General features: G+C 41.5%; 22 protein-coding genes and 1 riboswitch. Of the genes, 3 read left to right on the forward strand and 19 right to left on the reverse strand.

The window, feature by feature from the left end; genetic code table 11:
• Window positions 1-12 precede the first annotated feature (12 nt).
• The 16 genes from rpsI to QS39_RS00750 all read right to left on the reverse strand — a co-directional run bounded on the left by rpsI (window position 13) and on the right by QS39_RS00750 (window position 15,164).
• The gene (gene rpsI / locus QS39_RS00670; protein ID WP_000075964.1) at window positions 13-405 is read right to left on the reverse strand and encodes a 30S ribosomal protein S9; all 393 of its coding nucleotides are present in this window, start codon (window positions 403-405) and stop codon (window positions 13-15) included.
• Window positions 406-423: 18 nt separating this feature from the next.
• On the reverse strand, window positions 424-870 hold the full coding sequence (gene rplM, locus QS39_RS00675; protein WP_001044624.1) for a 50S ribosomal protein L13: 447 nt from the start codon (window positions 868-870) through the stop codon (window positions 424-426).
• Window positions 871-1,085: 215 nt separating this feature from the next.
• Entirely contained in the window at window positions 1,086-2,285 is a 1,200-nt protein-coding gene (locus QS39_RS00680; protein WP_077804335.1) for an ABC transporter permease, read from the reverse strand.
• Window positions 2,282-3,175, reverse strand: a complete 894-nt coding sequence (locus QS39_RS00685) for an ABC transporter ATP-binding protein (protein ID WP_077804336.1) — start codon at window positions 3,173-3,175, stop codon at window positions 2,282-2,284. The genes QS39_RS00680 and QS39_RS00685 overlap by 4 nt, the downstream gene beginning before the upstream one ends.
• 233 nt (window positions 3,176-3,408) lie before the next feature.
• On the reverse strand, window positions 3,409-5,814 hold the full coding sequence (pheT, locus tag QS39_RS00690) for a phenylalanine--tRNA ligase subunit beta (RefSeq protein WP_077804337.1): 2,406 nt from the start codon (window positions 5,812-5,814) through the stop codon (window positions 3,409-3,411).
• 76 nt (window positions 5,815-5,890) lie between these two features.
• Window positions 5,891-6,400, reverse strand: a complete 510-nt coding sequence (locus QS39_RS00695) for a GNAT family N-acetyltransferase (RefSeq protein ID WP_077804338.1) — start codon at window positions 6,398-6,400, stop codon at window positions 5,891-5,893.
• Complete coding sequence (pheS, locus tag QS39_RS00700; protein ID WP_000103743.1) at window positions 6,400-7,446, reverse strand: phenylalanine--tRNA ligase subunit alpha; 1,047 nt, start codon at window positions 7,444-7,446, stop codon at window positions 6,400-6,402. Before pheS ends, QS39_RS00695 begins: the two co-directional genes overlap by 1 nt.
• A gap of 270 nt (window positions 7,447-7,716) precedes the next feature.
• Complete coding sequence (locus QS39_RS00705; protein ID WP_180375042.1) at window positions 7,717-8,166, reverse strand: GNAT family N-acetyltransferase; 450 nt, start codon at window positions 8,164-8,166, stop codon at window positions 7,717-7,719.
• A 4-nt stretch (window positions 8,167-8,170) separates the two neighbouring features.
• Window positions 8,171-8,590, reverse strand: a complete 420-nt coding sequence (locus QS39_RS00710) for a chromosome partitioning protein ParB (protein WP_077804340.1) — start codon at window positions 8,588-8,590, stop codon at window positions 8,171-8,173.
• A gap of 27 nt (window positions 8,591-8,617) precedes the next feature.
• Window positions 8,618-9,268: a phosphatase PAP2 family protein gene (locus tag QS39_RS00715; protein WP_077804341.1), complete on the reverse strand. Its 651-nt coding sequence runs from the start codon at window positions 9,266-9,268 to the stop codon at window positions 8,618-8,620.
• A complete protein-coding gene (locus tag QS39_RS00720) occupies window positions 9,258-9,821 on the reverse strand; it encodes an ECF transporter S component (RefSeq protein ID WP_077804342.1) in 564 nt (187 codons plus the stop codon). Before QS39_RS00720 ends, QS39_RS00715 begins: the two co-directional genes overlap by 11 nt.
• A gap of 163 nt (window positions 9,822-9,984) precedes the next feature.
• A riboswitch (FMN riboswitch) is annotated at window positions 9,985-10,219 on the reverse strand.
• 53 nt (window positions 10,220-10,272) lie between these two features.
• Window positions 10,273-10,776, reverse strand: coding sequence for a tRNA (cytidine(34)-2'-O)-methyltransferase (locus tag QS39_RS00725; RefSeq protein ID WP_077804343.1), 504 nt, complete (start codon window positions 10,774-10,776; stop codon window positions 10,273-10,275).
• Between the two features lie 192 nt (window positions 10,777-10,968).
• Complete coding sequence (locus QS39_RS00730; RefSeq protein WP_077804344.1) at window positions 10,969-11,799, reverse strand: energy-coupling factor transporter transmembrane component T family protein; 831 nt, start codon at window positions 11,797-11,799, stop codon at window positions 10,969-10,971.
• Window positions 11,784-13,466: an ABC transporter ATP-binding protein gene (locus tag QS39_RS00735; protein WP_077804345.1), complete on the reverse strand. Its 1,683-nt coding sequence runs from the start codon at window positions 13,464-13,466 to the stop codon at window positions 11,784-11,786. Before QS39_RS00735 ends, QS39_RS00730 begins: the two co-directional genes overlap by 16 nt.
• A 282-nt stretch (window positions 13,467-13,748) precedes the next feature.
• Window positions 13,749-14,297 carry an ECF-type riboflavin transporter substrate-binding protein gene (locus QS39_RS00745; RefSeq protein ID WP_000403160.1) on the reverse strand — a complete coding sequence of 183 codons (549 nt, stop codon included), beginning with the start codon at window positions 14,295-14,297 and terminating at the stop codon, window positions 13,749-13,751.
• An 18-nt stretch (window positions 14,298-14,315) separates the two neighbouring features.
• A complete protein-coding gene (locus QS39_RS00750; protein WP_077804347.1) occupies window positions 14,316-15,164 on the reverse strand; it encodes an SAM hydrolase/SAM-dependent halogenase family protein in 849 nt (282 codons plus the stop codon).
• Between the two features lie 188 nt (window positions 15,165-15,352).
• Between QS39_RS00750 and trkA the strand changes: the two genes are divergently transcribed.
• Both trkA and QS39_RS00760 read left to right on the forward strand, forming a co-directional pair.
• Complete coding sequence (trkA, locus tag QS39_RS00755; protein WP_077804348.1) at window positions 15,353-16,702, forward strand: Trk system potassium transporter TrkA; 1,350 nt, start codon at window positions 15,353-15,355, stop codon at window positions 16,700-16,702.
• 3 nt (window positions 16,703-16,705) lie between these two features.
• Window positions 16,706-18,145, forward strand: coding sequence for a TrkH family potassium uptake protein (locus QS39_RS00760; RefSeq protein ID WP_077804349.1), 1,440 nt, complete (start codon window positions 16,706-16,708; stop codon window positions 18,143-18,145).
• 340 nt (window positions 18,146-18,485) lie between these two features.
• Here the strand turns inward: QS39_RS00760 and pflB are convergent, their stop codons facing one another.
• Entirely contained in the window at window positions 18,486-20,810 is a 2,325-nt protein-coding gene (gene pflB / locus QS39_RS00770) for a formate C-acetyltransferase (RefSeq protein ID WP_000260631.1), read from the reverse strand.
• A 238-nt stretch (window positions 20,811-21,048) separates the two neighbouring features.
• On the opposite strand from pflB, the gene dinB reads away from it, so the two are divergent.
• Window positions 21,049-22,110: a DNA polymerase IV gene (gene dinB, locus QS39_RS00775; protein ID WP_077804350.1), complete on the forward strand. Its 1,062-nt coding sequence runs from the start codon at window positions 21,049-21,051 to the stop codon at window positions 22,108-22,110.
• Window positions 22,111-22,142: 32 nt separating this feature from the next.
• Here dinB and QS39_RS00780 read toward each other — a convergent pair whose 3' ends face one another.
• A complete protein-coding gene (locus QS39_RS00780) occupies window positions 22,143-22,988 on the reverse strand; it encodes an undecaprenyl-diphosphate phosphatase (RefSeq protein ID WP_077804351.1) in 846 nt (281 codons plus the stop codon).
• A 47-nt stretch (window positions 22,989-23,035) separates the two neighbouring features.
• On the reverse strand, window positions 23,036-24,925 hold the full coding sequence (locus QS39_RS00785) for a DUF2207 domain-containing protein (RefSeq protein WP_077804352.1): 1,890 nt from the start codon (window positions 24,923-24,925) through the stop codon (window positions 23,036-23,038).
• Between the last annotated feature and the right edge of the window lie 114 nt (window positions 24,926-25,039).

Consider the following 25,039-nt stretch of genomic DNA (forward strand, 5'->3'; position numbering starts at 1 on the left):
TAATCGTATTGATTAACGTTTTGAGAATTGTGATGCTTTACGAGCTTTCTTAAGACCTGGTTTCTTACGTTCAACTTTACGTGAGTCACGTGTAAGAAGTCCTGCGCGTTTCAATGAATCGCGGAAGTCTGGGTCTACTTGAAGAAGGGCACGAGCAATACCGTGACGGATAGCTCCTGATTGACCAGCGTATCCACCACCTACAACGTTAACGAAAACGTCGTATGAACCTGCAGTTGAAGTAACTGCGAATGGTTGGTTGATTACAAGACGAAGGTCAGCGTGTGGGATGTACTCTTCAACATCTTTTTTGTTAACAGTGATTTTACCAGTTCCTGGAACAAGGCGAACGCGTGCAACAGCGTTTTTACGACGTCCAGTACCTGCATATTGTGCTTGTGACATACTTTATTGTTCCTTTCCTTAGATAAGTCCTGAAATGTCAAGAACTTCTGGTTGTTGTGCAGCGTGAGTGTGCTCAGCTCCAACAAATACTTTCAACTTCATACCTTGAGCGCGTCCAAGAGTATTGTGTGGAAGCATACCTTTAACTGATTTCTCGATCAAACGTACTGCATTTTTAGAACGAAGTTCACCTGCAGAGATTTGTTTCAATCCACCTGGGTGGTTTGAGTGAGTGTAGTAGATTTTATCAGTTGCTTTTTTACCAGTCAATTTAACTTTTTCAGCATTGATAACAATCACAAAGTCACCTGTATCAGTGTGTGGTGTAAATGTTGGTTTGTTTTTTCCGCGAAGTACGCTAGCAACTACTGCAGAAAGACGTCCAAGTGGTACATCAGTTGCGTCAACTACGTACCATTTACGTTCAACTTGGCCTGGTTTAGCCATAAATGTTGTTTTGTTCATGATTTCTCCTATATATAGTTCGATTTTTGTTTACGGTGATGGGTGTTCCTTCCCATCGAAAAGTATTTGGAAGGTTCCGGGGCCTTTCAAATGGGGTAAACAATACCGCCTACTATAATACCAAATTTCACCCCTAAAAGTCAATAGATATGAAAAATATTTTTCTGAATTCCACTCTTTTTATCTCTAAAAAACCTCGCTTTCGCGAGGCTCTTCTATTTATAAGATAAGGCACGTTTAAATGTTTTCCAAGGTCCTAAATCATCTGTTTGCAGAACGAGACTAGCATACATACGCCCAATAAAGACTGTTGCCGTTACTGCAAAAGCAATCGTAATAGCAAGCGAAATCCAAGCTTCTAACCCATTTGCATAACCATTAATAGCTCTAAACGGCATGAAGAAAGTCGAAATAAAGGGAATGTATGAACCAATCTTCAAGATGAGATTGTCACCAGCTGCACCTAGAGCTGTCACTCCAAAAAAACCACCTATAATCAAAATCATCAAAGGCGACAAGGCTTTTCCTGAATCCTCAGGACGAGAAACCATAGAACCTAGGAAGGCTGCTAAAACAACGTACATAAAGAGGCTAACCAAGACAAACAATAAGGTGTTGAGCGAGAAAGCCTCTCCTATATGGTTTAAAATACCAGATTGTGCCAAGATTGGTAGGTCTTTAAAGAGAAGAATGGCAGCAAGTCCACCCACGACGTAAATGCCAATATGGGTCAAAATCACAAGAAGCAGAGCTAGCATGCGAGCGTAGAAATAATGACTAGCTCGGATACTAGAGAAGACCACCTCCATAATTTTGGTTCCTTTCTCGCTAGCCACTTCCTGAGCAGTGACACTAGCATAGGTAATCAAAATCATATAAAGAAATAAACCAAGCCCTGCGGCCGCAAAGGTTTGAACAATTTTTTTGTTTTCCTTAGATTCATCAATCTTCTCAGTAAAATCAACGGTTTGACTCAGGCGTTTTTCCTGTTCTTGAGACAAATTAGCCGCCGAGCGATTGAGTTGGTATTGCAGTTCGTTGAGCTTATTAGTTACTGCTAGCTTGATGCCTGTTTCAAGAGAAGTTTCACCATGATAGACGGCCTTGAGGACGCTGTCCTCTTGGTCAATGGTTAGGTAACCCTTGATTTTCTCATCTTTGATAGCAGCTTGGGCACTGGCTTCATCCTTATAATCAAAGTTGATACCATTGGTACCCTTGAGCCCATCTTCCACAGATGGCACTGTTGTCACTACTGCCACTTTATCATTTTTAGCCATTGAAGAACCTTGGAGATAGGCAATTCCTACAGAGATTCCTAAAAAGAGGAACGGCGAAATTACCATAAAGAAGAAACTCCACGATTTGACATGTCGAAGATAGGTTTCCTTGATTACAACCCACATATTTCTCATACTTCCACCCCTGATTCTAGTTTAAAGATTTCATCGATTGTTGGCGCTTGCTGGTCAAAGGTTGCGATATATTGCCCCTGAGTCAAGATTGGGAAAAGTTCCCTTCCAGCGCTCTCATCCTCCAAGATCAATTTCCAACTGCCTTGTTTGGTCAAGCTCACCTGTTTAACATGAGGAAGTTTTTCCAATTCTTCCTTGCTTCGTTCACTTGAAACAAAGAGACGCGTTTTCCCGTATTGATTGCGGACATCCTGAACTGGTCCATGCAAGACCACACGGCCATCTCGGATCATGAGAATATCGTCACAAAGCTCCTCGACGTTGGTCATGACATGGTCAGAAAAGATAATGGTTGCCCCACGTTCTTTTTCTTGAAAAATGACTTGTTTGAGCAATTCTGTATTGACTGGGTCCAATCCACTGAAAGGCTCATCCAAGATAATCAAGTCTGGCTCATGAATCAGAGTAATGATGAGCTGAATCTTCTGCTGATTTCCTTTTGACAGACTCTTGATTTTATCTGTCAGCTTCCCTTTCACTTCCAACCTCTTCATCCATTGAGGGAGTTTTTCCTTGACCTCCTTGGCATCCATGCCTTTTAGAGTCGCCAAGTAACGCACTTGTTCAAGGACTGTCAATTTAGGCATAAGACTGCGTTCTTCAGGCAGATAGCCAATCCGAGCGTAGGTTTCCTGACGAATATCCTGATTATCAAGACTAATTTCTCCTTGATATTCTAAAAACTTCAAAATACTGTGGAAAATTGTTGTTTTTCCAGCACCGTTTTTCCCGACTAATCCCAAAATACGACCTGGTCGTGCTTGAAAGTCAATACCAAACAAAACTTGCTTGGGTCCAAAACTTTTCTCTAGACTTCTTACTTCTAGCATCTTTCACCTCCGAAATGTCTTGCACTCATTATACTCCTTTTTGATAGCCTTTACAATGATTTCTGTCCATTTTATCATCCTCATTTTAGTAAAAAATCTTGGAGTACTTTTGGTTATGAGTACATTATACAGTAGCAAACTTAATTTATCCACTCTGCTCCTCAACTGTCAGTTTTTGATCCTGAATTGTTATTTGAAAAGCAAAAATCCACCCCGGAGGATGGATTGATGATTTAACGAACTTCTGCGTTGACTTTTTCTTCAAGCGATGCTTGGATTTTTTCCATATAGCGTGCTACTTCTTCGTCCGTTAAGCTATCTTCTGGATTTTGGAAGGTCAAGCTATAAGCCATTGACTTCATACCAAGTCCCAATTTTTCGCCTGAGAAAACGTCAAAGAGTTTGATATCTGTCAAACGTTTCACGCCGGCAGCTTGGATAGCATCTATAACTTCTTGGTGAGTCACTTCTGCCTTGAGGAGAAGGGCGATATCACGGCTGACTGCTGGGAATTTCGTGATTTCCACAAATGGAGCAGCAGGTTGAAGGGCTACTTCGATGGCTGAAAGGTTGAGCTCAGCCACATAAGTTTCTGGAATATCGTAGGCCTTAGCAGTGACTGGGTGTACTTGGCCAAGGAAACCAAGAACTTGGTCACCGAGTGAAATGACTGCTGTACGACCTGGATGAAGGCTAGCAATTTCAGATGTTGCTGTATAAGTTACTTTGAGGCCCAAACGAGCAAATAGCGCTTCAAGGATTCCTTTAGCATAGAAGAAATCAACTGGAACTGCTGCTGTTTGGAAATCTTTTTCAGCAACCAAGCCTGTCAAGGCAAAGGCAAAGCTGTTGATTTCATTTGGAAGTTCTTCTTTTGGATTACCTGTTTGTTCAAAGACTTTTCCAATCTCGTAAAGGGCCAAGTTTTTGTTCTTACGAGCCACGTTGTAGGCAACGGTATCAAGGATACCAGAAATCATATTTTGACGGAGGACAGAACGGTCCACTGTCATTGGCCACATGAGTTCAGTAAGGTTGCTTGGTTGAGCCGTAAACTCAACTGCTTTATCAGGAGTTGTTAGAGCATAGGTGATGATTTCTGTCAAACCTGCTCCTTCAGCAATAGTACGAACTTGACGGCGAAGTTTTTGTGTTGCAGTCAATTCACCAGCTGTACCATCATCTTTTGGAAGGCTGGTTGGCAAACGGTCATATCCATAGATACGAGCGATTTCTTCAAAGAGGTCTGCTTCGATAGTGATATCCCAGCGACGACGTGGAACGCTGACTGTAAAGCTATCTGCATTTCCAGAAAGGCCAAATCCAAGACGACGGAAGACGTCTTCTACATCAGCATAAGAAAGCTCAGTTCCGAGGACACGGTTAACATCAGCAAGAGTTGAAGAAACTTCCACATCAGAGGTATCAAGTTCACCCGCTGAAACGATGCCCTTACGCACAGTTGCACCTGCAAGTTCGGCAATCATACTAGCTGCCGCATCAAGAGCTTCGTTAACAGTTGCCACATTGATCCCTTTTTCAAAGCGAGAAGATGACTCAGAACGAAGGTTGAGGCGACCACTAGTCTTGCGGATAGATTTTCCATTGAAAACAGCAGCTTCAAGGACGACACGACTAGATTTCTCAGAGATTTCTGTTGCTTGACCACCCATGACACCTGCAAGAGCTACTGGTTTGTCTGCGACAGTGATGACTAGGTCATTCACGTCCAAGTCACGTTCTTCACCATCCAAGGTCACCAATTTTTCACCAGCACGCGCTTCACGTACACGGATGTCAGTCCCTTCAAAGGTATCCAAGTCAAAGGCATGCATCGGTTGACCAAAGTAGAGCAGGATGTAGTTTGTCACGTCCACCACGTTGTTAATAGGACGGATACCTTCATTCATAAGAAGGTTTTGCAACCATTGTGGACTTGGTGCGATAGTCACATTGTCCAAAATACGAGCTGCATAGTAAGGCGCCTTGTCTGTCTCAATACCTACAGAAAGGGCATCTGCCGCAACTTCATTAGTTTCTGTTAGAGTAAATTCTTTAAAGTTGACTGCCTTATCATAGATGGCTGCCACTTCATGAGCCACTCCACGCATAGAAAGAGCGTCCGCACGGTTGGGTGTGATTGAAAGTTCGATGATTTCATCATCCAAGTCTAGGTATGAGAAGACTTCCTCACCTGGAACGGCATTTTCTGGCAAGATTTGGATGCCATCTGCGAATTCCTTAGGTACAACTGAGTCAGAAATTCCCAATTCACCAAGTGAACAGATCATCCCAAGTGACTCAAGACCACGGATTTTTCCTTTTTTGATTTTGTAGTTGTCAGCGATGCGAGCTCCTGGAAGAGCCACCATAACCTTGATGCCAGCACGCACATTCGGTGCACCACAGACGATTTGACGGGCTTCTTCTTCGCCAACGTTAACCTGACAAACATGGAGGTGAGTTTCTGGCACATCTTCGCAAGACAAGATCTCACCGACGACAATTTTTGAGAGACCAGCAGCAGGTGATTCGACACCTTCTACCTCGATCCCTGTAGTTGACATTTCTTCAGCCAACTCTTGTGATGGCACATCAATGTCCACCAATTCTTTTAACCATTTATAAGATACAAGCATAATTTAGTTTTCCAGAATGACAGTTGCCACTCTGGTTCTTTTCCTTTCCTATCATTTCAATAGAAGAATCATCTTCTTACCTTAATTTCTTTCTCAGTAACCAATCTGTATCTACTTTTTGACCAACCATAAAATGATGTTGGCTAAATTTTTCAAAACCATATCGATTATAAAACGCTTGAGCTTTTGTATTATGCTCCCAAACACCTAACCAAGCCCAGGAAAAACTATTTTTTGTAGCAAGTTCAAGAGCGAATTCAAACAGTTGCTTACCGAATCCAAATCCTTGGAATTTTTCTAGCACATAGAGGCGTTGAATTTCAAAAGCGTCCTCTAATTCTCTCTCAGTCTGAGCACTTCCCCAGTTGACTTTGAGAAAACCAGCTATCTCCTCTTCATACATAATGAAATAGGTTTCGGATTCTGGATTTTCCAACTCAGTTGACAAAACTCTCAGACTATAAGCCTCTTCAAAGTATTCCTGTAACTGCTCTTCCATATTATCATGAGCAAATGTTTCACGAAAGGTTTGTTTGGCAATTTTAGCCAACACCTCAACATCTGCCTTTTCTACTTTTCTAATCATTATTTAAACTGTTCTGAGAAGCGGACATCTCCTTGGTAGAATCCACGGATATCGTTGATTCCGTAACGGAGCATAGCTACACGCTCTTGTCCAAGACCAAAGGCAAATCCAGAGTAAACAGTCGCATCGATACCACTCATTTCAAGGACACGTGGGTGAACCATACCGGCCCCCATAATTTCGATCCAACCAGTTTTCTTACATACGTTACAGCCTTCTCCACCACACTTGAAGCAAGAAACATCCACCTCAACAGATGGCTCTGTGAATGGGAAGTAAGATGGACGCAGACGGATCTGACGCTCTTCACCGAACATTTTTTGCACAATCAACTGAAGGGTTCCTTGAAGGTCTGCCATAGAGATATTTTTCCCAACAACCAAGCCTTCAATTTGGTGGAACTGGTGACTGTGGGTCGCATCGTCTGTGTCACGACGGAACACACGCCCTGGTGAGATCATCTTCAAAGGACCTTTAGAGAAATCATGGGCATCCATAGCACGCGCCTGAACTGGAGACGTGTGGGTACGGAGTAAGATCTCTTCTGTGATATAGAAAGTATCCTGCATATCACGGGCTGGGTGGTCTTTTGGAAGGTTCATACGTTCGAAGTTGTAGTAGTCTTGCTCCACTTCAAAACCATCCACGACTTGGTAACCCATTCCAATGAAAATATCTTCGATTTCTTCACTGGTTTGTGTGAGGACATGACGGTGACCAGTCGCAACAGGACGACCTGGAAGAGTCACATCGATACTCTCGCTAGCTAACTGTGCAGCGACTTTCTTTTCTTCCAAGAGCTTAGCTGTTTCTTCAAAGGCTGCTGTCAAGACATCACGAGCCTCATTGACGTGTTTCCCAATGATTGGACGCATCTCAGCAGAAACATCTTTCATCCCTTTGAGGATTTCAGTGAGCGAACCCTTTTTACCAAGGACAGAGACACGCAAATCTTGCATCTCTTTTTCATTTTCAGCAGTAATCTGCTTCAAGCTAGCCAGCGTTTCTTCACGAAGCGCTTTTAATTGTTCTTCAATAGTTGACATAATTCCTCCATCAGTCGCTCGTAGATAAAAAGAAAACCACATGCCAAAAACTCCACTCGGAGCGTTGACACGCGGTACCATCCGTTTTCATCTGACAAGTCAGACCTTCATTTCTAAATCCATGCGCAAGTGAATTCACCCAGCTTTCATATAGAGAGCTTGCAGTCACGGCTCTCCTCCCTGATATACTTCCCTTGAGTTACTAGTCTTGCGGATTCCTATTCAATTACTACTTAGTTTATCAGATTTTGAGTTAAAAAACAAGTTAGATTAGACTAATTTCAATATAAAACTCATTCCTTTTTCTGTTGCTCCATTTTCCACAAATCCAAGCGACTTGAAACACCTCCTAGAAGCATGATTGTAGGTGTAGATTTCCTTGACTCTCAATTCTTTCCATCCTTTTACTCGAGCCAATTCAATCAAAGCACTTAGAATCTTTTTTCCAAGTCCTCGATGTTGGTAAGCGGAATTCCCAATCACAATGGGGAGATTATCCTGAGATAGAGTAACATCCCCAATTGGAAACCATTCTCCCTTCTCCTTGACTTCAATCCAAAAAAGTTCACCATGCTGATCCAAATGGGAATACATAGCTTCCAAAGTTTCTTGACTATAAGGTCTCTTCACACCATCTACGAGGTGAACCAAGTTCACATCCTGATACCAAGCAAAAGCTTCTTCACAATGATTGACCTTATCATAAGGAACAAGACGCAGTGAATTATCTATTTGTAGGGTCTGTTTCATCTGCTTTCCTTTTCAACAAAAGAGTTCCTGCTTGATTAAAACCATCACACCAGTTATACCATTTTGCTTCATACTCATCTTGAGGTAAGATATGATTTTTTAAATCCAGAACAGAGTAAATTTTTCTTTCTTCGCAGGCTTGCGCATAGAGATGATATAGTTCATCACCACCATCTCTATCCCACTCAGCAGAAATCGTATCCCGACCTGCCAATAAAGCCTGATAAGCCCTGTGATGTCCATCTGTAACCAGCAAGCAATCTCCTAACGCAAGAATACTGATTGGAGCAACATTGTTTAGTTCTACAGACTGATAAAGCATCTGAATATCTTGCAACTTCTTTTCTGATAAATATAGTTGAGTCGGATGAAGATCTGCTATACTGACTTTCATTTCTTTCTCCTCAAGGGAATTTGATACTCACTTCTGTTTGCCTTTAAATCGCCATTGGAAGCGCAGCTTGTCATAGAAGGGAAACTCGATAAACAAGACTCCCAAGCCCACACAGAGACTGGCAAGAACGTCTGATGGATAATGAACTCCCAGATAGACCCTTGATACCAACACACTGACTAGGTAGAGGCCAAGGACGATTTGTACGATTTTTCTCCAGACCGGATCTTTAATCCGCTGACTAAGAATAACAATCAAAGTCCCTACCATCAGCGTCACAGCCAGAGAATGGCCACTTGGGAAAGAAAATCCCTTCTCCTCAACCAAGTGTAAAATAGCTGGTCGTGGGCGCTGATAGATATTTTTAAAGGTCACGATTAAAAGTCCTGCCAAAGCCAGATTTCCTAGCATGAAGAAACTTTCTATCTTCCACCGCTTACGATAAAATACAAAAGCTGTAATGACAACCCAAGTGATAATCACTGGGATATCAATCAGGCGTGTGATGAGCCTGAAAAGAATAGTCAAGTAATCTGGTAAGTCTCCACGAACGGCAGTCTGTATCGGTTGGTCAAAACCGACCAGCGTTTCAGGGTAAAATTTGACCATGTAGCCAAGAATAACGAAAAGTAAAAGGGCAAAACTGCCCTTCATTAAAAATGTTTGTTTATCTTTCATAATGTTTTAAGGTTGGTTTCAAGAGAATATACAACAACCAGAATGAAACGGAAAAGATTACTCCTTCAATCAAGTTAAAAGGTAATACCATGGTCATTAGGTAGTTGGAAAGTCCCAAAATTTTTCCAATATCAAAGTTAGCAAACTTAGCGTACAAAGGAACAGCGTAAACATAGTTGAGAACCAACATAGCCACGGTCAAGCCAATAGTTCCAGCTAGAGAGCCTAGTAGGAAACGAAGGGTTGTCCGTTCCTTTTTCCAAATCAAAGCAAATACGATGACAAAAACTCCCAAAGCTACGATATTCATCGGCAAACCAATGTAAGTATTCACTCCTTGACTATTAAGAAGCAATTTCAAGAGTGAGCGAAGCAAGAGAATTCCTAGAGCAGCAGGCAAATCCATGACCACCAAGCCCACAAGGGCTGGCAAGATACTAAATTCGATCTTGAGGAAGGACGCCGCTGGTAAAAGCGGAAAGTCAAAGTACATCAGCACAAATGAAATGGCTGATAGAATCGCAATGGTCGAAAGTCGACGTGTGTTTGTCATAACAGGTTCCTCCAATTTTCTATAAAATCAGAAGAAGTTAGAAAGGATTTCTCTATCTATTCTATCTTTTTATATCCCAAAAGTTCCCTCTCACTCTATTAAGGAAATTCAAGCAAGCGGTTACAGTTTAGCTATAAATCTATCAGAACAGACAAAGCTATTCTTTCGTCTTCTCCCATCCAGACTATACTGTCGGTTGTGGAATCTCACCACATCAGCTTGCGCTCGCGGACTTCTTTAAAGAGAAGGAAATAGAGATTTTTCTTTTAGACTAGGCGACAAGCTGTAGGCATAACTTCTGGTTAGGCAAAGCTTGTCAACAAAGTATAAAAGGAAAAGATCATTTCCTAGTTAAAGTCACCGCCGGTCGGGAATCACACCCTGCCCTGAAGACTCTTTTATCATAACAAAAAACGCTTGCAAGCGCAAGCATTTTGTTCATTTTCATTTTTTATTTCAATTTATCCACTTCATAGGTATGAACAAGCTCAAGACCTGCAAAATTCTGCTGGCGAAGAGCCTCATAGACAATCATGCAGACGGTATTAGACACATTGAGACTGCGGACATGTTCATCATTCATGGGAATACGGAGAGCCTTTTCAGGATGTTCGCGCATAAAGTCCTCAGGCAAGCCCTTGTCTTCGCGTCCAAAGAGAAAATAATGGTCTTCGTCAGTCGATAAATCTACCTCAGAATACACGTTCTCAGCAAATTTTGAGATCAGATAGAGTTTGCCCTTCATCAGAGACATGAAATCCTCCAAACTCTCGTAAAAATAAATCTCTAGCTTATCCCAATAATCCAATCCAGCCCGCTTCATCTTGCGGTCATCGATAGGAAAGCCCATTGGCTTGATGATATGGAGGGGAGAATTGGTCGCAGCGCAAGTACGCGCGATATTGCCTGTATTTTGTGGAATTTGTGGTTCAAATAATACAATGTGATTTGTCATGACTTGCTTCCTTTCACCATTGCAAAAAAATAGCCACACTGCCCGGAGTCAAGCTCAGCAAACAGCGTGGTTAAGGCATCGTTAACTTACCTCACAACAGGTTTGAAGTAAATCAGCGAAACTACTTTCTTAGTATAACACTTTCAGAATCATTGTCAATAGAAACGACTTGATTTTTTCAATTTTTTCAAGCTATTTCCAAGGGTTGTAAAATCGTCCCTGATTCTGCAAGATAAGTAGTAAACTAGCTACTAAAAACAAGGCTGCCAAGAGCAAGGTAAGATAATCACCTTTTTTCAAGGCCTGATAACTATACCAAGTCCGTTTTTTCTCTTTTCCAAAGCGGCGAAGCTCCATGGCGGTCGCAATGGTATCAATGCGTTCTAGCGAGCTAAAAATCAAGGGCGTAATAATGAGCAGATTGCCTTTGATTCGTTGCATTAGAGAAGCTTTCTTGGATAATTCCATCCCACGCGCTTCCTGAGACATCTTGATTGTAAAGAATTCTTCCTGCAAATCTGGAATATAGCGCAAGGTCAGACTGACAGAATAGGCAATCTTGTAAGGCACACCAATTTGATTTAAACTGGAAGCAAACTGACTAGGGTGGGTTGTCATCAAAAAGATAATAGCCAGAGGAATGGTGCAAAGGTACTTAATAACTAGATTTAGCAGATAAAAGAGCTCTTGACTGGTCAGAGTGTAGGCACCGATTCCCTGCCAAATCACACTCCTCTCTCCGTAAAGTCCAACTCCATACTCAGGAGAAAAGAGATAGACCATCAAAACGTTTAAAACGGCAAATACCGTCGCAAAAACGGCTACAAAGGAAACATCTTTAAAACGGATTTCTGACAAATAGAGGAGAAAAACCGAAAAGATGGCAATCAGAACAAGCAGTCTGGTATCATAGCTAATCATAGCAGCCAGTGACACGAGAATGAAAAAGAGGAGTTTACCAGCTCCTGACAAGCGATGAATCACAGTATCTCTATGCTGGTAACCAATTAATTTAGCTTGCATCCTTCTCTCCTTTCTTTGTAAAATGCCGTTAAAGCAAGTGGATCCACGTCTAGTTTCTTGGCCAAGTTAAAGATAGAGGTTTCTTTTAGATTGGCTTTTACTAACAGCTCAGGATTGCTCAACAGACTAGCTGGATCAGTATCAGCAATCAATTCTCCATCAACCATGACAAGAGCACGATCAGAATAATCCAGCATCAATTGCATATCATGGGTAATCATGACAATGGTATGCCCTTTTTGATGCAACTCTTCGAGAAATTCCATAATCTCAGTATAGTTCTTCTGGTCTTGACCTGCTGTCGGTTCATCTAAGAGGATAATTTCAGCCCCTAAGACCAAAATCGAGGCAATAGTGACGCGTTTTTTCTGTCCAAATGACAGGGCAGAAATAGGCCAATTACGGAATTCATAGAGACCACAGATTTTCAAAGTTTCATAGACTCTCGTTTCAATTTCCTGCTCGCCCACACCTCGCAAACGAAGTCCCAGAGCCACCTCATCAAAAATCATATTGGTTGAAATCATTTGATTGGGATTTTGCAGCACATAGCCTACTCGTTCCGCCCGCTCTGCAACAGAATCTCCTTTTATATCCTGCCCTTCCCAAAGATAGCGACCTTCAGTCTGAATAAAGCTACTCAAAGCCTTGGCTAGAGTTGACTTCCCTGCTCCATTTTTCCCGACAATGGCAATCTTTTCACCCTTTTTAATATCTAAATGAATGGATTTTAAAATAGGTCTATCATCATAAGAAAAAGACACGTCCTCTAGTCTAAAGAGTGACTGCAATTCTGGTGTTTCTTTTACCAGTTCCGTCCGCAACTGAATCTGGTCTTTTGAGATAGACAAGTTATCCAGATTCGCTAATTGTTCTTCCTTGACTAAATCCACACCCAATTGACGGAGAGTGGTTAGATAAAGGGGTTCCCGAATTCCATTTTGGGTCAACAGATCAGTCGCCAATAATTGATCAGGACTCCCATTAAAGAGAATACGGCCATCGTTTATCAAGACAATCCGATCCACAGGACGATGCAGAACGTCCTCTAAACGGTGCTCAATAATCAGAGTCGTCGTTCCTTCTTCCTTATGAATCTGGTCAATCAATTCGATAATATCCTGACCTGACTTGGGATCCAGATTGGCGAGTGGCTCATCAAACAAAAGAATCGGACTCTCATCAATCAAGACACCAGCTAGACTGACTCGCTGCTTTTGTCCACCTGACAAATCCTGAGGCCGCTGAGCTAGTAAAGGGAGAAGATCCAGCTTTTCAGCCCATTTATGAACACGACTTTTCATCTCATCTAGAGCTGTCACATCATTTTCCAGAGCAAAAGCCAAATCCTCTGCCACGGACAAGCCGATAAACTGCCCATCTGTATCCTGCAAAACTGTACTGACCAGATGAGACTTATCGTAGATGCTCATATCAAAGGCTGCTTGCCCCTTGATCAAAAATTCTCCAGACATCTGACCCTTGTAAATATTGGGAATAATTCCATTCAAACACTGACCCAAGGTAGACTTACCTGACCCAGATGGCCCAACAATTAAGACTTTCTCTCCCTTGTAAATAGTCAAGTCTACCCCTTGCAAGGTCGGTTCTTGTTGTGTTTCATACCGGAAAGAGAAATCCTTCCACTCAATTATAGCTTCTTTCATCTTACTCTCTTCATTCGCTTCTTCTACTCAATGAAAATCAAAGAGCAAACCAGGAAGCTAGCCGTAGGTTGCTCAAAACACTGTTTTGAGGTTGCAGATAGAGCTGACGCGGTTTGAAGAGATTTTCGCAGAGTATTAGACTTCTATTTTATCATAAATTTACCCCTTCTTGCAGTCTCTTCTCTTAAAATCTTAGCTCCAACAAGATTCCTATCCTAGCTTACTTGCCTAACTAATCTATAAACATCGAAAAAGACTGGTTGCCCAGCCTTCCCCATGATTTTAGTCCTTTTTCAAACTTCCTGCACGAGTTTGAGTTCCTGCATAGGCAAGCAAGAGAAGAGTTCCTGCAATAGCTACAGATACACCATTAGCAATTCCCGCAACAATCCCTTGGGCAAATACTTTTTCTGCAGCTTCTTGATAGATCACAACATCTCCAAGTGGTGCCAAGACACCCCAAACAAGGGCATTTGCAAGTAGTTGAATGAGGTTAAAAATGAGAATATCTTTCCAGTCAAAGACACCATTGATCACTCGAACGTACTTTCTAAATAGTCCCACAGCTAGACCAAAGAGCCCACTAGCGATAATCCAAGTCCACCACAGACCGTAACCAGCAAGAGAGTCCTTGATTGCATGACCAATCAACCCGACAAGCAAACCGATAATCGGGCCAAAAATAATAGAAAGTAGCGCTTGTACCGCATACTGAAGCTGGATGCTTGTATTTGGAACAGGGGTCGGAATATTGATCATCCCGATGACGACAAAGAGGGCAGCGCCAATTCCGACAGCAACAACTTGTTTAATTGTAAATTTGATTTCCATACTATTTATTCTCCTATTTTATCCTTCTATTTTCTTTATTTCAATGGTCCAAGATGAACCGACACCCACATTATAAGCCTTGGCAAAAGAACCTTGGTTGATAGCCAGACCTAAACGATAGAGAGAGTTGATGTAAAGGATGGGTTGCCCAATTCTCACATCTGCAAATGATTTGCCATAAACAACCTGATTTTGATAGACTAGCATATCAGCGTGATAGATAGTCACTTCAAAACGGTCACCGAATGCTGGTTCCAGCTTGTAAAATTCTTCTCGTGTGATAGAGGTCCAGAGCGAACCAAAACGCACATCTAGAATATCAATGGCTCCCTTCACCAGATGATCTTCTATGATGGTCGCTACGACTGGAAGTTCCACAATCTGATCCACACTGAGCTCTGGCCCCACTTCCTCAAAAGTAATGTGACCGCTGGCTAGTTTAGCACCAGTATAGGCATAGACATCACGACCGTGGAAGGTATAAGAATGCTCTGTGTTTTGACGCCTATTAGCTACCTCAGAAATTTCACGAATAGCTACAATACCAACGTGTTTCTTGATAAAAGAAAGCGTTCCATTATCTGGCGTGACAATGTATTGATTTTTTGCAGTCTTAGCAACCACACTCTTACGTTTCGAGCCGACACCTGGATCAATAACCGATACAAAAGTCGTTCCCTCAGGCCAGTAGTCCACCGTCTGAAAGAGGCGATAGCTCCCCTCAAAAATATTATAAGGCGTGATATCGTGCGTCAAATGATGGATTTTTAAGGTTGGAGATTCTTCTAAAGCCACTCCAATCATAGCCGATACCGCACCATCAACCAGACCAAAGTCTGATTGTAATACCAGTAAATTATTATTCATTTTATCTCCTTGTATATCCTTTATCATACCATATTTCAGAGAAAGTCGCTAATAGCTATTTCAATTGGTTAGGGTATAGTTTTACCTTATAGCAAATTTCCTACTAAAAGTTCTTGTTATTAGCTAGTAGGTGCATTTTTTCTTGAAAAAAGGTATGATAGTTACATCATGAAAAAGTAGGTTTTAATATGAAAATTATCCTTGTCGGAGGGGGAAAAGTTGGTTTTGCCCTCTGTCGCTCCTTGGTTGCAGAAAAGCACGATGTTTTGCTGATTGAGCAAGACGAAGCTGTTCTCAATCATATTGTTAATCGCTTTGATATCATGGGTATCCTTGGTAACGGGGCCGATTTTACCATCCTTGAGCAAGCCAGTGTCCAGGATTGTGATATCTTTATCGCCTTGACTGAATACGATGAAGTCAACATGATTGCAGCCGTTCTAGCCAAAAAAATGGGAGCTAAAGAGACCATCGTTCGGGTGCGGAACCCTGAATATTCTAACTCTTATTTCAAGGAAAAGAATATTCTCGGTTTTTCTCTTATCGTTAACCCTGAGCTCTTGGCTGCCCGCGCTATCGCGAATATCATTGACTTCCCCAACGCCCTCTCTGTCGAACGTTTCTTTGGTGGACGGGTCAGCTTGATGGAATTCACTGTTAAATCCTCCAGTGGTCTTTGCCAAATGCCCATTTCTGATTTTCGGAAAAAATTTGGCAATGTCATTGTCTGTGCGATAGAGAGGGATCATCAAATTATCATTCCAAGCGGTGACATGACTGTACAGGATAAAGATAGAATCTTTGTCACTGGTAACCGTGTTGACATGATGCTCTTCCATAATTATTTCAAGTCTCGTGCCGTGAAGAGTCTTCTTATTGTTGGAGCTGGTAGAATTGCCTATTATCTACTAGGTATCCTCAAAGACAGTCGTATCGATACCAAGGTTATTGAAATCAATCCTGAAATCGCTAGCTTCTTTAGCGAGAAATTTCCAAACCTCCACATCGTTCAAGGAGATGGTACCGCAAAAGATATCCTGCTGGAAGAAAGTGCTCAAAACTATGATGCCGTTGCGACTCTAACAGGGGTCGATGAGGAAAATCTGATTACCTCTATGTTCCTTGACAGGGTAGGTGTACAGAAAAATATTACCAAGGTCAATCGTACCAGTCTCCTCGAGATTATCAATGCGCCTGATTTTTCAAGTATCATCACACCTAAAAGTATTGCTGTAGATACAATCATGCACTTTATTCGTGGTCGGGTTAATGCCCAGTATTCAGACCTTCAAGCCATGCACCATCTAGCCAATGGCCAAATCGAAACCCTGCAATTCCATATCAAGGAAGCTAATAAAATGACTTCCAAACCTCTTTCTCAACTAAAACTGAAAAAAGGGGTTCTTATTGCAGCCATCATTCGAAAGGGCAAGACCATTTTCCCAACTGGGGAGGATATGTTGGAAGTTGGAGACAAGCTCCTAGTAACAACTTTGTTGCCAAACATCACCAAGATTTATGACTTGATCGCGAGGTAAGAAATGAATAAAAGTATGATTCGCTACCTCCTTTCAAAATTACTTTTGATTGAAGCTGTTCTTCTTTTGGTTCCTGTGTCTGTCGCTGTCTATTACCGTGAATCGAGCCAAGTCTTTACAGCCCTCTTTACAACGATTGGGATTCTCGTATTACTAGGCGGTTCAGGAATTTTACAAAAGCCAAAAAATCAACGGATTTATGCCAAGGAGGGAATCTTGATTGTGGCCCTCTGTTGGATCCTTTGGTCTTTCTTTGGCGGTCTCCCTTTTGTTTTTGCTAAGCAAATTCCCAGCGTTATCGATGCCTTTTTTGAGATCAGCTCTGGCTTTACAACTACTGGAGCAACTATTCTGAACGACGTTTCGGTTCTCAGTCGTTCCCTCCTCTTCTGGCGAAGTTTTACCCACTTGATTGGAGGGATGGGAGTGCTTGTTTTTGCACTTGCTATTATGGACAATGCCAAGAATAGCCACCTAGAAGTGATGAAGGCTGAGGTTCCTGGCCCTGTTTTTGGTAAAGTAGTATCCAAACTAAAAAACACTGCCCAGATTCTCTATCTCCTTTATCTAGCTCTCTTCTCCCTCTTTGTCATCATCTATTATCTAGCTGGCATGCCCCTATTTGATAGTTTTGTCATTGCCATGGGAACAGCAGGTACAGGAGGCTTTACCGTCTATAACGATGGAATCGCCCACTATGGTAGCTCACTGATTACCTATCTGGTTAGTATCGGAGTTTTGGTTTTTGGGGTAAATTTCAATCTCTACTACTACCTCATGCTCCGTCGAGTCAAGGCCTTCTTAGGTGACGAAGAACTTCGTGCTTACTTGGTCATCGTGCTGGTTTCTACAGGCTTGATTAGCCTCAATACCCTCTATCTCTACCCAGGATTTTCCAAGAGCTTTGAAATGGCCTTCTTCCAGGTTTCCAATATCATTACAACGACTGGTTTTGGATATGGAGACATTACCAACTGGCCCCTCTTCTCCCAGTTTATCCTCCTCTTCCTCATGGGAATCGGTGGCTCTGCTGGATCAACCGCAGGTGGACTCAAGGTTATTCGAGGCCTTATCCTTTCAAAAATTGCTAAAAATCAGATTTTGTCAATCCTATCGCCCCACCGTGTTTTGACCCTCCATGTTAATAAAACGGTGATTGACAAAGATACCCAGCATAAGATTCTCAAATACTTTGTCATCTATTCTATGATTTTGCTAGCGCTTATCTTTATTGTCAGCCTAGATAGCAATGATTTTCTGGTTGTAACCAGTGCTGTCTTTAGCTGTTTCAATAATATCGGACCTATTCTAGGAACCACTTCTAGCTTTGCAATCTTTAGTCCTATCTCAAAAATTCTCCTCTCCTTTGCAATGATTGCAGGGCGCTTGGAGATTTATCCAATCCTACTTCTCTTTATGAAGAGAACTTGGTCTAAGAGATAAAATACAACCACACCTTGTGTCTTACAAAGTGTGGTGTTTTTATTTTCATACTCTTCGAAAATAAAATTCAAACCACGTCAGCTTCGCCTTGCCGTAGAAATATGTAACTGACTTCGTCAGTCTTATCTACAACCTCAAAGCAGTGCTTTGAGCAACCTGCGGCTAGCTTCCTAGTTTGCTCTTTGATTTTCATTGAGTATCAAATACCTCCCGCAACTCAACAAGTATCTTTGAATCCCGGTCAGACATTTCAGTACCTGACTCAAGGAATTGAAGATCCCAAAAAACAACCCTCAGTCAACTGACTGAGGGTTCCTTATTTCATTATTTAAGAACTTGATTAGCTCAATGCATCCAAGGCATCATCCATTGAAAGAACTTCGTGGAAGACACGTTGTGTCAATTCAGTTTTTTGTTCTGGAGTGAGGTATTTAGTGTTTACACAGTATCCAGAGATACGTACGATAACGTCTTCACCTGACATGATCTTTTCGTAAACATCGTTCAAGTCCATAACGTTCAAGTTAACGTGTTGTCCACCGTTTTCGAAGTAACCATCAAGGATTGTTACCAAGTTATCAACTTGTTCGTCACGAGTCTTACCAAGAGCACGTGGAGAAACCTGAGTAGTCAATGAGATACCATCAGCTGCATAACTAAAGTCAAGGCTAGAAAGTGAGTTCAAGTTTTGCAACCATCCACCTTTAGCTTTATTTGATGGGTTAGCACCTGGTGAGAAGAATTCAAGTTTAGACAAGTTTACAGAACCATCTTCGTTGAGGTATACACCTTTGTGGACTGGTGAGTTACCAGTTTGTTTAGAGTAAGCAACGTTAGATGTGATAGTCAAAAGTGAAACTGTAGCTTCTGCGTCTTTGTAAAGTTTGTGGCTACGTAGACGAGTTGTGTAAGCTTCGATCAACCATTCTGCCAATTCGTTTGAACGTGGGTCATCTTCACCCCAACGTGGGTATTCACCGATTGTTTCGTAATCGTAGATGTAGCCATTTTCATCACGGATTGGTTTAACTGTAGCGTATTTGATAGCTGACAATGTGTCAACAGTGTTGGCAAATCCACAGATACCGAATCCCATGTTCGCACGTTGTTTAGTTGGCAAGAATGCCATTTGAACAGCTTCGTAGTTGTACTTATCAGTCATGTAGTGGATGATGTTCAAAGCATCTACGTAAGTGTCAGTCAACCAGTCAAGAGATTTTTCAAAGTTAGCTTTAACTGATTCAAATTCAAGAACTTCGTCACGGATTGGTTCGATGTCAAATACTTTGTAGTCTTTGTGAACATCGTCGTAACCACCGTTCAAACCAGTAAGAAGGGCTTTCAATACGTTTACTCGCGCACCGAAGTACTGGATGTTATGGCGTTGTTCTTCATTTTCTGGGTCAAGTGGAGACACACAGCATGAGATACAGCTCATTTCACCATATCCGTCTTTAGCCATTGTTGTTACACCTTCGTATTGGATAGAAGAGTGTTTGTGGCTCATGTGCATACAGTAGCGACGGAAGTTGTATGGCAATTTATCAGTCCAAAGAACTGTCAAGTTTGGTTCTGGAGAGTTACCGATGTTGTCAAGAGTGTTCAAGAAACGGTAGTCCATCTTAGTAACACGGTGACGACCGTCGTTACCCATACCAGCCATAGAAGTTGTGATGAAAGTTGGGTCACCTGAGTACAATTGGTCGTAAGCTTTTGTACGAGCAAATTTAACTGTACGAAGTTTCATAACAAAATCATCAACGAATTCTTGGATTTCTGATTCAGTAAATGTACCACGAGCAAGGTCACGTTCTGCAAAGATATCCAATACGATTGGCACACGTCCTAGAGATGTAGCAGCACCGTTGATAACACGGCAGACAGACATAAAGGCGATGTTAACCCATTGGATTGCTTCTTTAACGTTCATCGCTGGTTTACGAACATCAACTCCGTAAAGGTCACCCAAGCGAACAACTTGTTGCAATGCTTGGTATTGAAGATTGATTTCTTCACGAAGACGGATTGTTTCTTCATCGATTTCTTCGATTGCATTCCAGTCGTTTACTTTTTCTTGCATCAAGTAGTCTGCACCGTAAAGAGCAAGACGTGCGTAAACACCGATGATACGTCCGCGTGAGTATGCGTCTGGAAGACCAGTTACAGTGTGAGCGTGACGAGCGCGACGAATGTTTGAAGTGTAAGCGCGGAAGATACCGTCGTTAACTGTTGTTACGTATTTAGTGAAGATTTCGTGAACAGCTGGGTCTGGTTCGTATCCATTTTCTTTCAAAGTAGTTTCAGCCATACGGATACCACCTTTTGGCATGAAGTTCAATTTGAAGAGTTCGTCATTTTGGATACCAAAGATAACTTCGTTTTCTTTATCGATAAATCCTGCTGGGATATCAGCGATAGATGTTGGACGAGTGTCCATTGGGAAACGAGTTTCTTCGTAGTGAGCCTTAGTTTCTTCTACAATTTTTTTGATGTGAAGTGAACGTTCTGTTGGTCCTGCAAGGAAGCTTTCGTCTCCATCATAAGGTGTGTAGTTAGCTTGTACGAAGCGTGATACACTTGCTTTTTCTTTCCAATCTACGCCTTTGAAGCCTTCCCAAGCTTTGTCAAAAATATCTTGTGCTTCAACAACTGTCTTAACAACCATGTTAATGTCCTCTTTTTTCTTTCTAGTAACAACCATCTGTTACATTCATGAGACAAGTATACCACACAGTAATCGTTTTCAACAAGTGGAGAATCCCTATTTTTACACTTTCTTTTCTAAAACAGTCTATATTTTGCCCTAAACTGTATTATATTTTTGAAAAAAATATACCCTTTTTTCCTTTTTTCAGAAAAAAGGGTATAATAAAAGAAAATAAGCTGTAAAAAAGGTGCTAGGCATGTTGATTTTTCCTTTGTTAAATGATCTGTCAAGAAAAATCATCCATATTGACATGGATGCCTTTTTTGCTGCGGTAGAAATCAGGGATAATCCTAAACTCAGAGGAAAACCTGTCATTATCGGAAGCGACCCTCGGCAAACAGGTGGACGTGGTGTCGTTTCTACTTGTAGCTATGAGGCGCGAGCTTTTGGTGTCCATTCTGCTATGAGTTCTAAAGAAGCCTATGAACGTTGTCCCCAGGCCGTCTTTATCTCAGGAAATTATGAAAAATATAAAGCTGTGGGACTCCAAATTCGAACTATTTTTAAGCGCTATACAGATTTGATTGAACCCATGAGCATTGACGAAGCCTATTTGGATGTAACAGAAAATAAACTCGGTATCAAATCAGCGGTCAAAATCGCTCGCCTCATTCAAAAAGATATCTGGCAAGAACTCCATCTAACTGCTTCTGCTGGCGTTTCTTACAACAAATTCTTAGCTAAAATGGCCAGTGATTATCAAAAACCACATGGTTTGACAGTGATTTTACCTGACCAAGCTGAGGATTTTCTCAAACAAATGGATATTTCCAAGTTTCATGGAGTAGGAAAAAAGACGGTAGAACGTCTGCATCAAATGGGTATTTTTACTGGCGCTGACCTACTTGAAGTTCCTGAAGTGACTCTGATAGACCGTTTTGGTAGACTGGGTTATGACCTTTATCGAAAGGCTCGTGGCATCCACAATTCCCCAGTCAAATCCAATCGCATCCGTAAGTCAATCGGTAAGGAGAAAACCTATGGGAAGATTCTCCGTGCTGAGGAAGACATCAAAAAAGAGCTGACTCTCCTATCAGAAAGAGTCGCTCTCAATCTACATCAACAAGAAAAAGCCGGAAAAATTGTCATTTTAAAAATCCGCTACGAGGACTTTTCAACTCTTACTAAACGAAAAAGTCTTGCTCAAAAAACACAGGATGCTAGCCAGATAAGCCAAATAGCCCTGCAACTCTATGAAGAATTAAGCGAGAAAGAAAGAGGGGTCCGCCTGTTGGGGATTACCCTGACTGGATTTTAAAACCTTGAAGAGCTGACTCTTCAAGGCTTTTCTTATACAAATAAACGGACAAAGCTATAAAGCAATAAGATACTACCAAGCACGATGCGGTATTTACCAAAAAGGGTAAAGTCGTGTTTTTTCACATAACTGGTCAAGAAACGAATAGCGATCATGCTGACTGCAAAAGCGACTCCCATAGCAACCAAGAGCAAGAACAATTGCCCAAAGCTCAAGAGCTGTCCTGCTTTTATAAATTTGAAAATCTTTAAGGCACTAGCTCCGAACATAACAGGAATTCCAAGATAGAAGGTAAATTCTGTCACAACAGAACGACTGGTTCCATTTAACAAACCACCGACAATCGTTGCTCCAGAACGGCTAGTTCCTGGTAAAAGGGCAAGAACTTGGAAAAGACCGATATAGAAAGCTGTCGTATAAGGAAGTTTGTCCAACTCTGTTACACTTGGCTCTATTGCACGCGCTTTATTGCGCTTTTCCAAATAGATAAAGGCAATCCCGTAGATAATCAACATGAGAGCAACAGAAACCATATTATGGAAGTGGGTATCAAACCAATCATCAAATTTAAAGACGGCAAGTAAAGGCAAAGTGGCAACCAAGACCTTCAACCACAGTCTCCAAGTCTTACGAACTTCCTGCTTGTCCTTAGTCGGTTTGAAAGGATTGAGCTTGTTAAAGTAAATGACCATAACCGCTAAAATCGCACCAAGCTGAATCACGACATTAAACATGGACATAAAAGATTCATTCTGATTTTGGTATTGGATAAATTCCTCTGCTAAAATCAAGTGACCTGTACTGGAAATCGGCAACCATTCCGTAATTCCTTCAACAATCCCGAAGAAGATAGATTTTAAAATTTCAATAAGATACATAGATTACTCCTTTTTCTATCTTCCATTATAGCATATTTTAGCTCTCTTTAAAAGGCACCGATACTGCCACCACCTCCGCCTCCAGAGAAGCCACCGCCAGAACTTCCACTTCCAGAAGATACGGAGTAGGTGCTTGCTGTATTTGCGACACTAGCATAATGGCTCATTTGCGCGCTTGAATGATAAAACATACTATGCCAGCCATAAGCTACATAAAGATTGATATCTGGATTTTCCACTTTAATCTGATGAACCTTCATCAAATGACTAACCTTGTCCGCATAGCCAAATAAGGTCGCATAGACCAAGAGGCGATTCCAGACCACAATACTTTCCAATTCAGCCTGATCCAATCGTGCAATCTCACGCAACATATTTTCAAAACTGGTCCAGAGATAGTAGACTTCTGCTCCTGCTTCATTTAGGACACCATCACGATTATCTAATCGAAGCTTCCAATAATAGAAAACAGCCAAAACCAAACCTAGAAAACCAAGTATTGGCAGGAGGAGGTAAAGATAGCCATAAACATCCAAACTGTACAAGAACAAACCAAATCCGATAAATAGGGACAAGATAGTCAAGACCCCCATACCCACTTGCAAGGCCTTTTCTCCACCAGTCAAGGGACGATAATAATCTGGGAGCCCCCAGAAGGAAACTCGTTTTCTCACTCCTTCTTGCATCTGGTTCAATACTTCTTCAAAAGAAGATTTGAGCTGACGCCCCTTTGCTTGAATCCGTTTTTCATCAGAAACTTTGGCTCTACGATAAAGACTATCGGATACCTTGTAATCCGCAAACAAATTGGAAAGAGTTTCTTCTTTTTTACCTGAAAAAGTCAGATTTAGACAGTCTCTCTCAAAGCTTGACAAACCATCTTCTTTTACTAGCCTCAAACCAACTGCATCTCCTTCTGAAATAATAGAAACATTCCCACGGTCTATCACATCTAACAAGGTAGCTTGAATAAGTTGATCAAAGGTAAATTTACCTGCTCCTTTTGTTAGAGGACTCACTTCCTCCAAGGAGGTCGAGTAAACCGCCTCTGATAAAACCATAGGCTCTAATTCCATTGGTGGTTCATAGAGACGATGATTTTTGGCATATTTGACGGAAGGAGTGGTCTTTCTTCTATAGATGAAATAGAAGCAGATGCTCAATAACAGAGAGATAGAAAGTATCGAAGGGAAGACCCACGTAAGGAGTTGTTTACTTTGCTCTTTGTCTTTAACAATCGAGTCTTCTATCTTATTAAACTCTTCTAAACGATTCCCTTTCAATCCCTGATCCCTAGCATTAGCAAAATCGGTCCGAGGCCAGTAGGCATGCAACTCAACTCCACGCTTAGCTGGAAGATTGTCTAAACGGATAGTATAATCAAGATTACTCTTTTCAACCGTTCCCTCTCTAAAAAGTTTCCCTGTATGGAAAAAGAGTTTTTCAGCCCCCTTGTCTCCCCTTACATGAAATTCAAACTTTCCAATAGTCCCTGAACTATCTGTTAAAGGTTGCCAATTTAATTCAGCGATATCATCATAAAGGAAAAGCAAATTCTTTAAGTTCCAAACGAGGTCAACTTCAACTGTGTCGCCTTCTTGACCTGGATTATAAACTTTAACAGTATAACCATCTGCTCCTTCTATCACTTCGCTAGTAACGTCTGCTAGTTCAGCACCATTTTTCGCAGCCTGAACCTTTGGATGAGGATCAATGTCAAATCCACTAGGCATCTTGCCAGCACGTCCAAGTCCCACGATTTGGCCCTTAAAATCCTCCTCAAACTGGTAAACTATCTTCTGTCTAAATTCTGCCGTATTATCTGCATGAATATACAAATCTCCTTGATAAGAGTTTATCTTGAAATCAATAGCAAAAACAGAGAGTGGAAGAAGGCAAAACAAGCCTAACACCAGTAAGAAAAAAGTTTTTTTCATCAACTAAGCCCCCTTTTTATCTTTGCTATCATTATATCATTTTTTCTCAAGTAAGGGCTTACCTATATTGAAAAATAGAGTTTTTTTCGATAAAATAGGAGACAGTTATTTTTT

It is taken from the genome of Streptococcus mitis (assembly GCF_002005545.1).
Taxonomy (GTDB): domain Bacteria; phylum Bacillota; class Bacilli; order Lactobacillales; family Streptococcaceae; genus Streptococcus; species Streptococcus mitis_I.

Excerpts from the sequence above, each read along its gene's own strand:
- pheS (WP_000103743.1), bottom strand. The coding sequence starts at position 7,446 with ATGTCAACTATTGAAGAACAATTAAAAGCGCTTCGTGAAGAAACGCTG.
- QS39_RS00710 (WP_077804340.1), bottom strand. The coding sequence starts at position 8,590 with ATGAAAGTCAGTATAGCAGATCTTCATCCGACTCAACTATATTTATCA.
- QS39_RS00680 (WP_077804335.1), bottom strand. The coding sequence starts at position 2,285 with ATGAGAAATATGTGGGTTGTAATCAAGGAAACCTATCTTCGACATGTC.
- QS39_RS00785 (WP_077804352.1), bottom strand. The coding sequence starts at position 24,925 with ATGAAAAAAACTTTTTTCTTACTGGTGTTAGGCTTGTTTTGCCTTCTT.
- QS39_RS00750 (WP_077804347.1), bottom strand. The coding sequence starts at position 15,164 with ATGAATAATAATTTACTGGTATTACAATCAGACTTTGGTCTGGTTGAT.
- rpsI (WP_000075964.1), bottom strand. The coding sequence starts at position 405 with ATGTCACAAGCACAATATGCAGGTACTGGACGTCGTAAAAACGCTGTT.
- QS39_RS00715 (WP_077804341.1), bottom strand. The coding sequence starts at position 9,268 with ATGAAAGATAAACAAACATTTTTAATGAAGGGCAGTTTTGCCCTTTTA.
- QS39_RS00760 (WP_077804349.1), top strand. The coding sequence starts at position 16,706 with ATGAATAAAAGTATGATTCGCTACCTCCTTTCAAAATTACTTTTGATT.
- pheT (WP_077804337.1), bottom strand. The coding sequence starts at position 5,814 with ATGCTTGTATCTTATAAATGGTTAAAAGAATTGGTGGACATTGATGTG.
- QS39_RS00735 (WP_077804345.1), bottom strand. The coding sequence starts at position 13,466 with ATGAAAGAAGCTATAATTGAGTGGAAGGATTTCTCTTTCCGGTATGAA.
- QS39_RS00780 (WP_077804351.1), bottom strand. The coding sequence starts at position 22,988 with ATGTATCTTATTGAAATTTTAAAATCTATCTTCTTCGGGATTGTTGAA.
- QS39_RS00685 (WP_077804336.1), bottom strand. The coding sequence starts at position 3,175 with ATGCTAGAAGTAAGAAGTCTAGAGAAAAGTTTTGGACCCAAGCAAGTT.
- QS39_RS00745 (WP_000403160.1), bottom strand. The coding sequence starts at position 14,297 with ATGGAAATCAAATTTACAATTAAACAAGTTGTTGCTGTCGGAATTGGC.
- QS39_RS00695 (WP_077804338.1), bottom strand. The coding sequence starts at position 6,400 with ATGATTAGAAAAGTAGAAAAGGCAGATGTTGAGGTGTTGGCTAAAATT.
- QS39_RS00730 (WP_077804344.1), bottom strand. The coding sequence starts at position 11,799 with ATGCAAGCTAAATTAATTGGTTACCAGCATAGAGATACTGTGATTCAT.
- trkA (WP_077804348.1), top strand. The coding sequence starts at position 15,353 with ATGAAAATTATCCTTGTCGGAGGGGGAAAAGTTGGTTTTGCCCTCTGT.
- QS39_RS00725 (WP_077804343.1), bottom strand. The coding sequence starts at position 10,776 with ATGACAAATCACATTGTATTATTTGAACCACAAATTCCACAAAATACA.
- dinB (WP_077804350.1), top strand. The coding sequence starts at position 21,049 with ATGTTGATTTTTCCTTTGTTAAATGATCTGTCAAGAAAAATCATCCAT.
- rplM (WP_001044624.1), bottom strand. The coding sequence starts at position 870 with ATGAACAAAACAACATTTATGGCTAAACCAGGCCAAGTTGAACGTAAA.
- pflB (WP_000260631.1), bottom strand. The coding sequence starts at position 20,810 with ATGGTTGTTAAGACAGTTGTTGAAGCACAAGATATTTTTGACAAAGCT.
- QS39_RS00720 (WP_077804342.1), bottom strand. The coding sequence starts at position 9,821 with ATGACAAACACACGTCGACTTTCGACCATTGCGATTCTATCAGCCATT.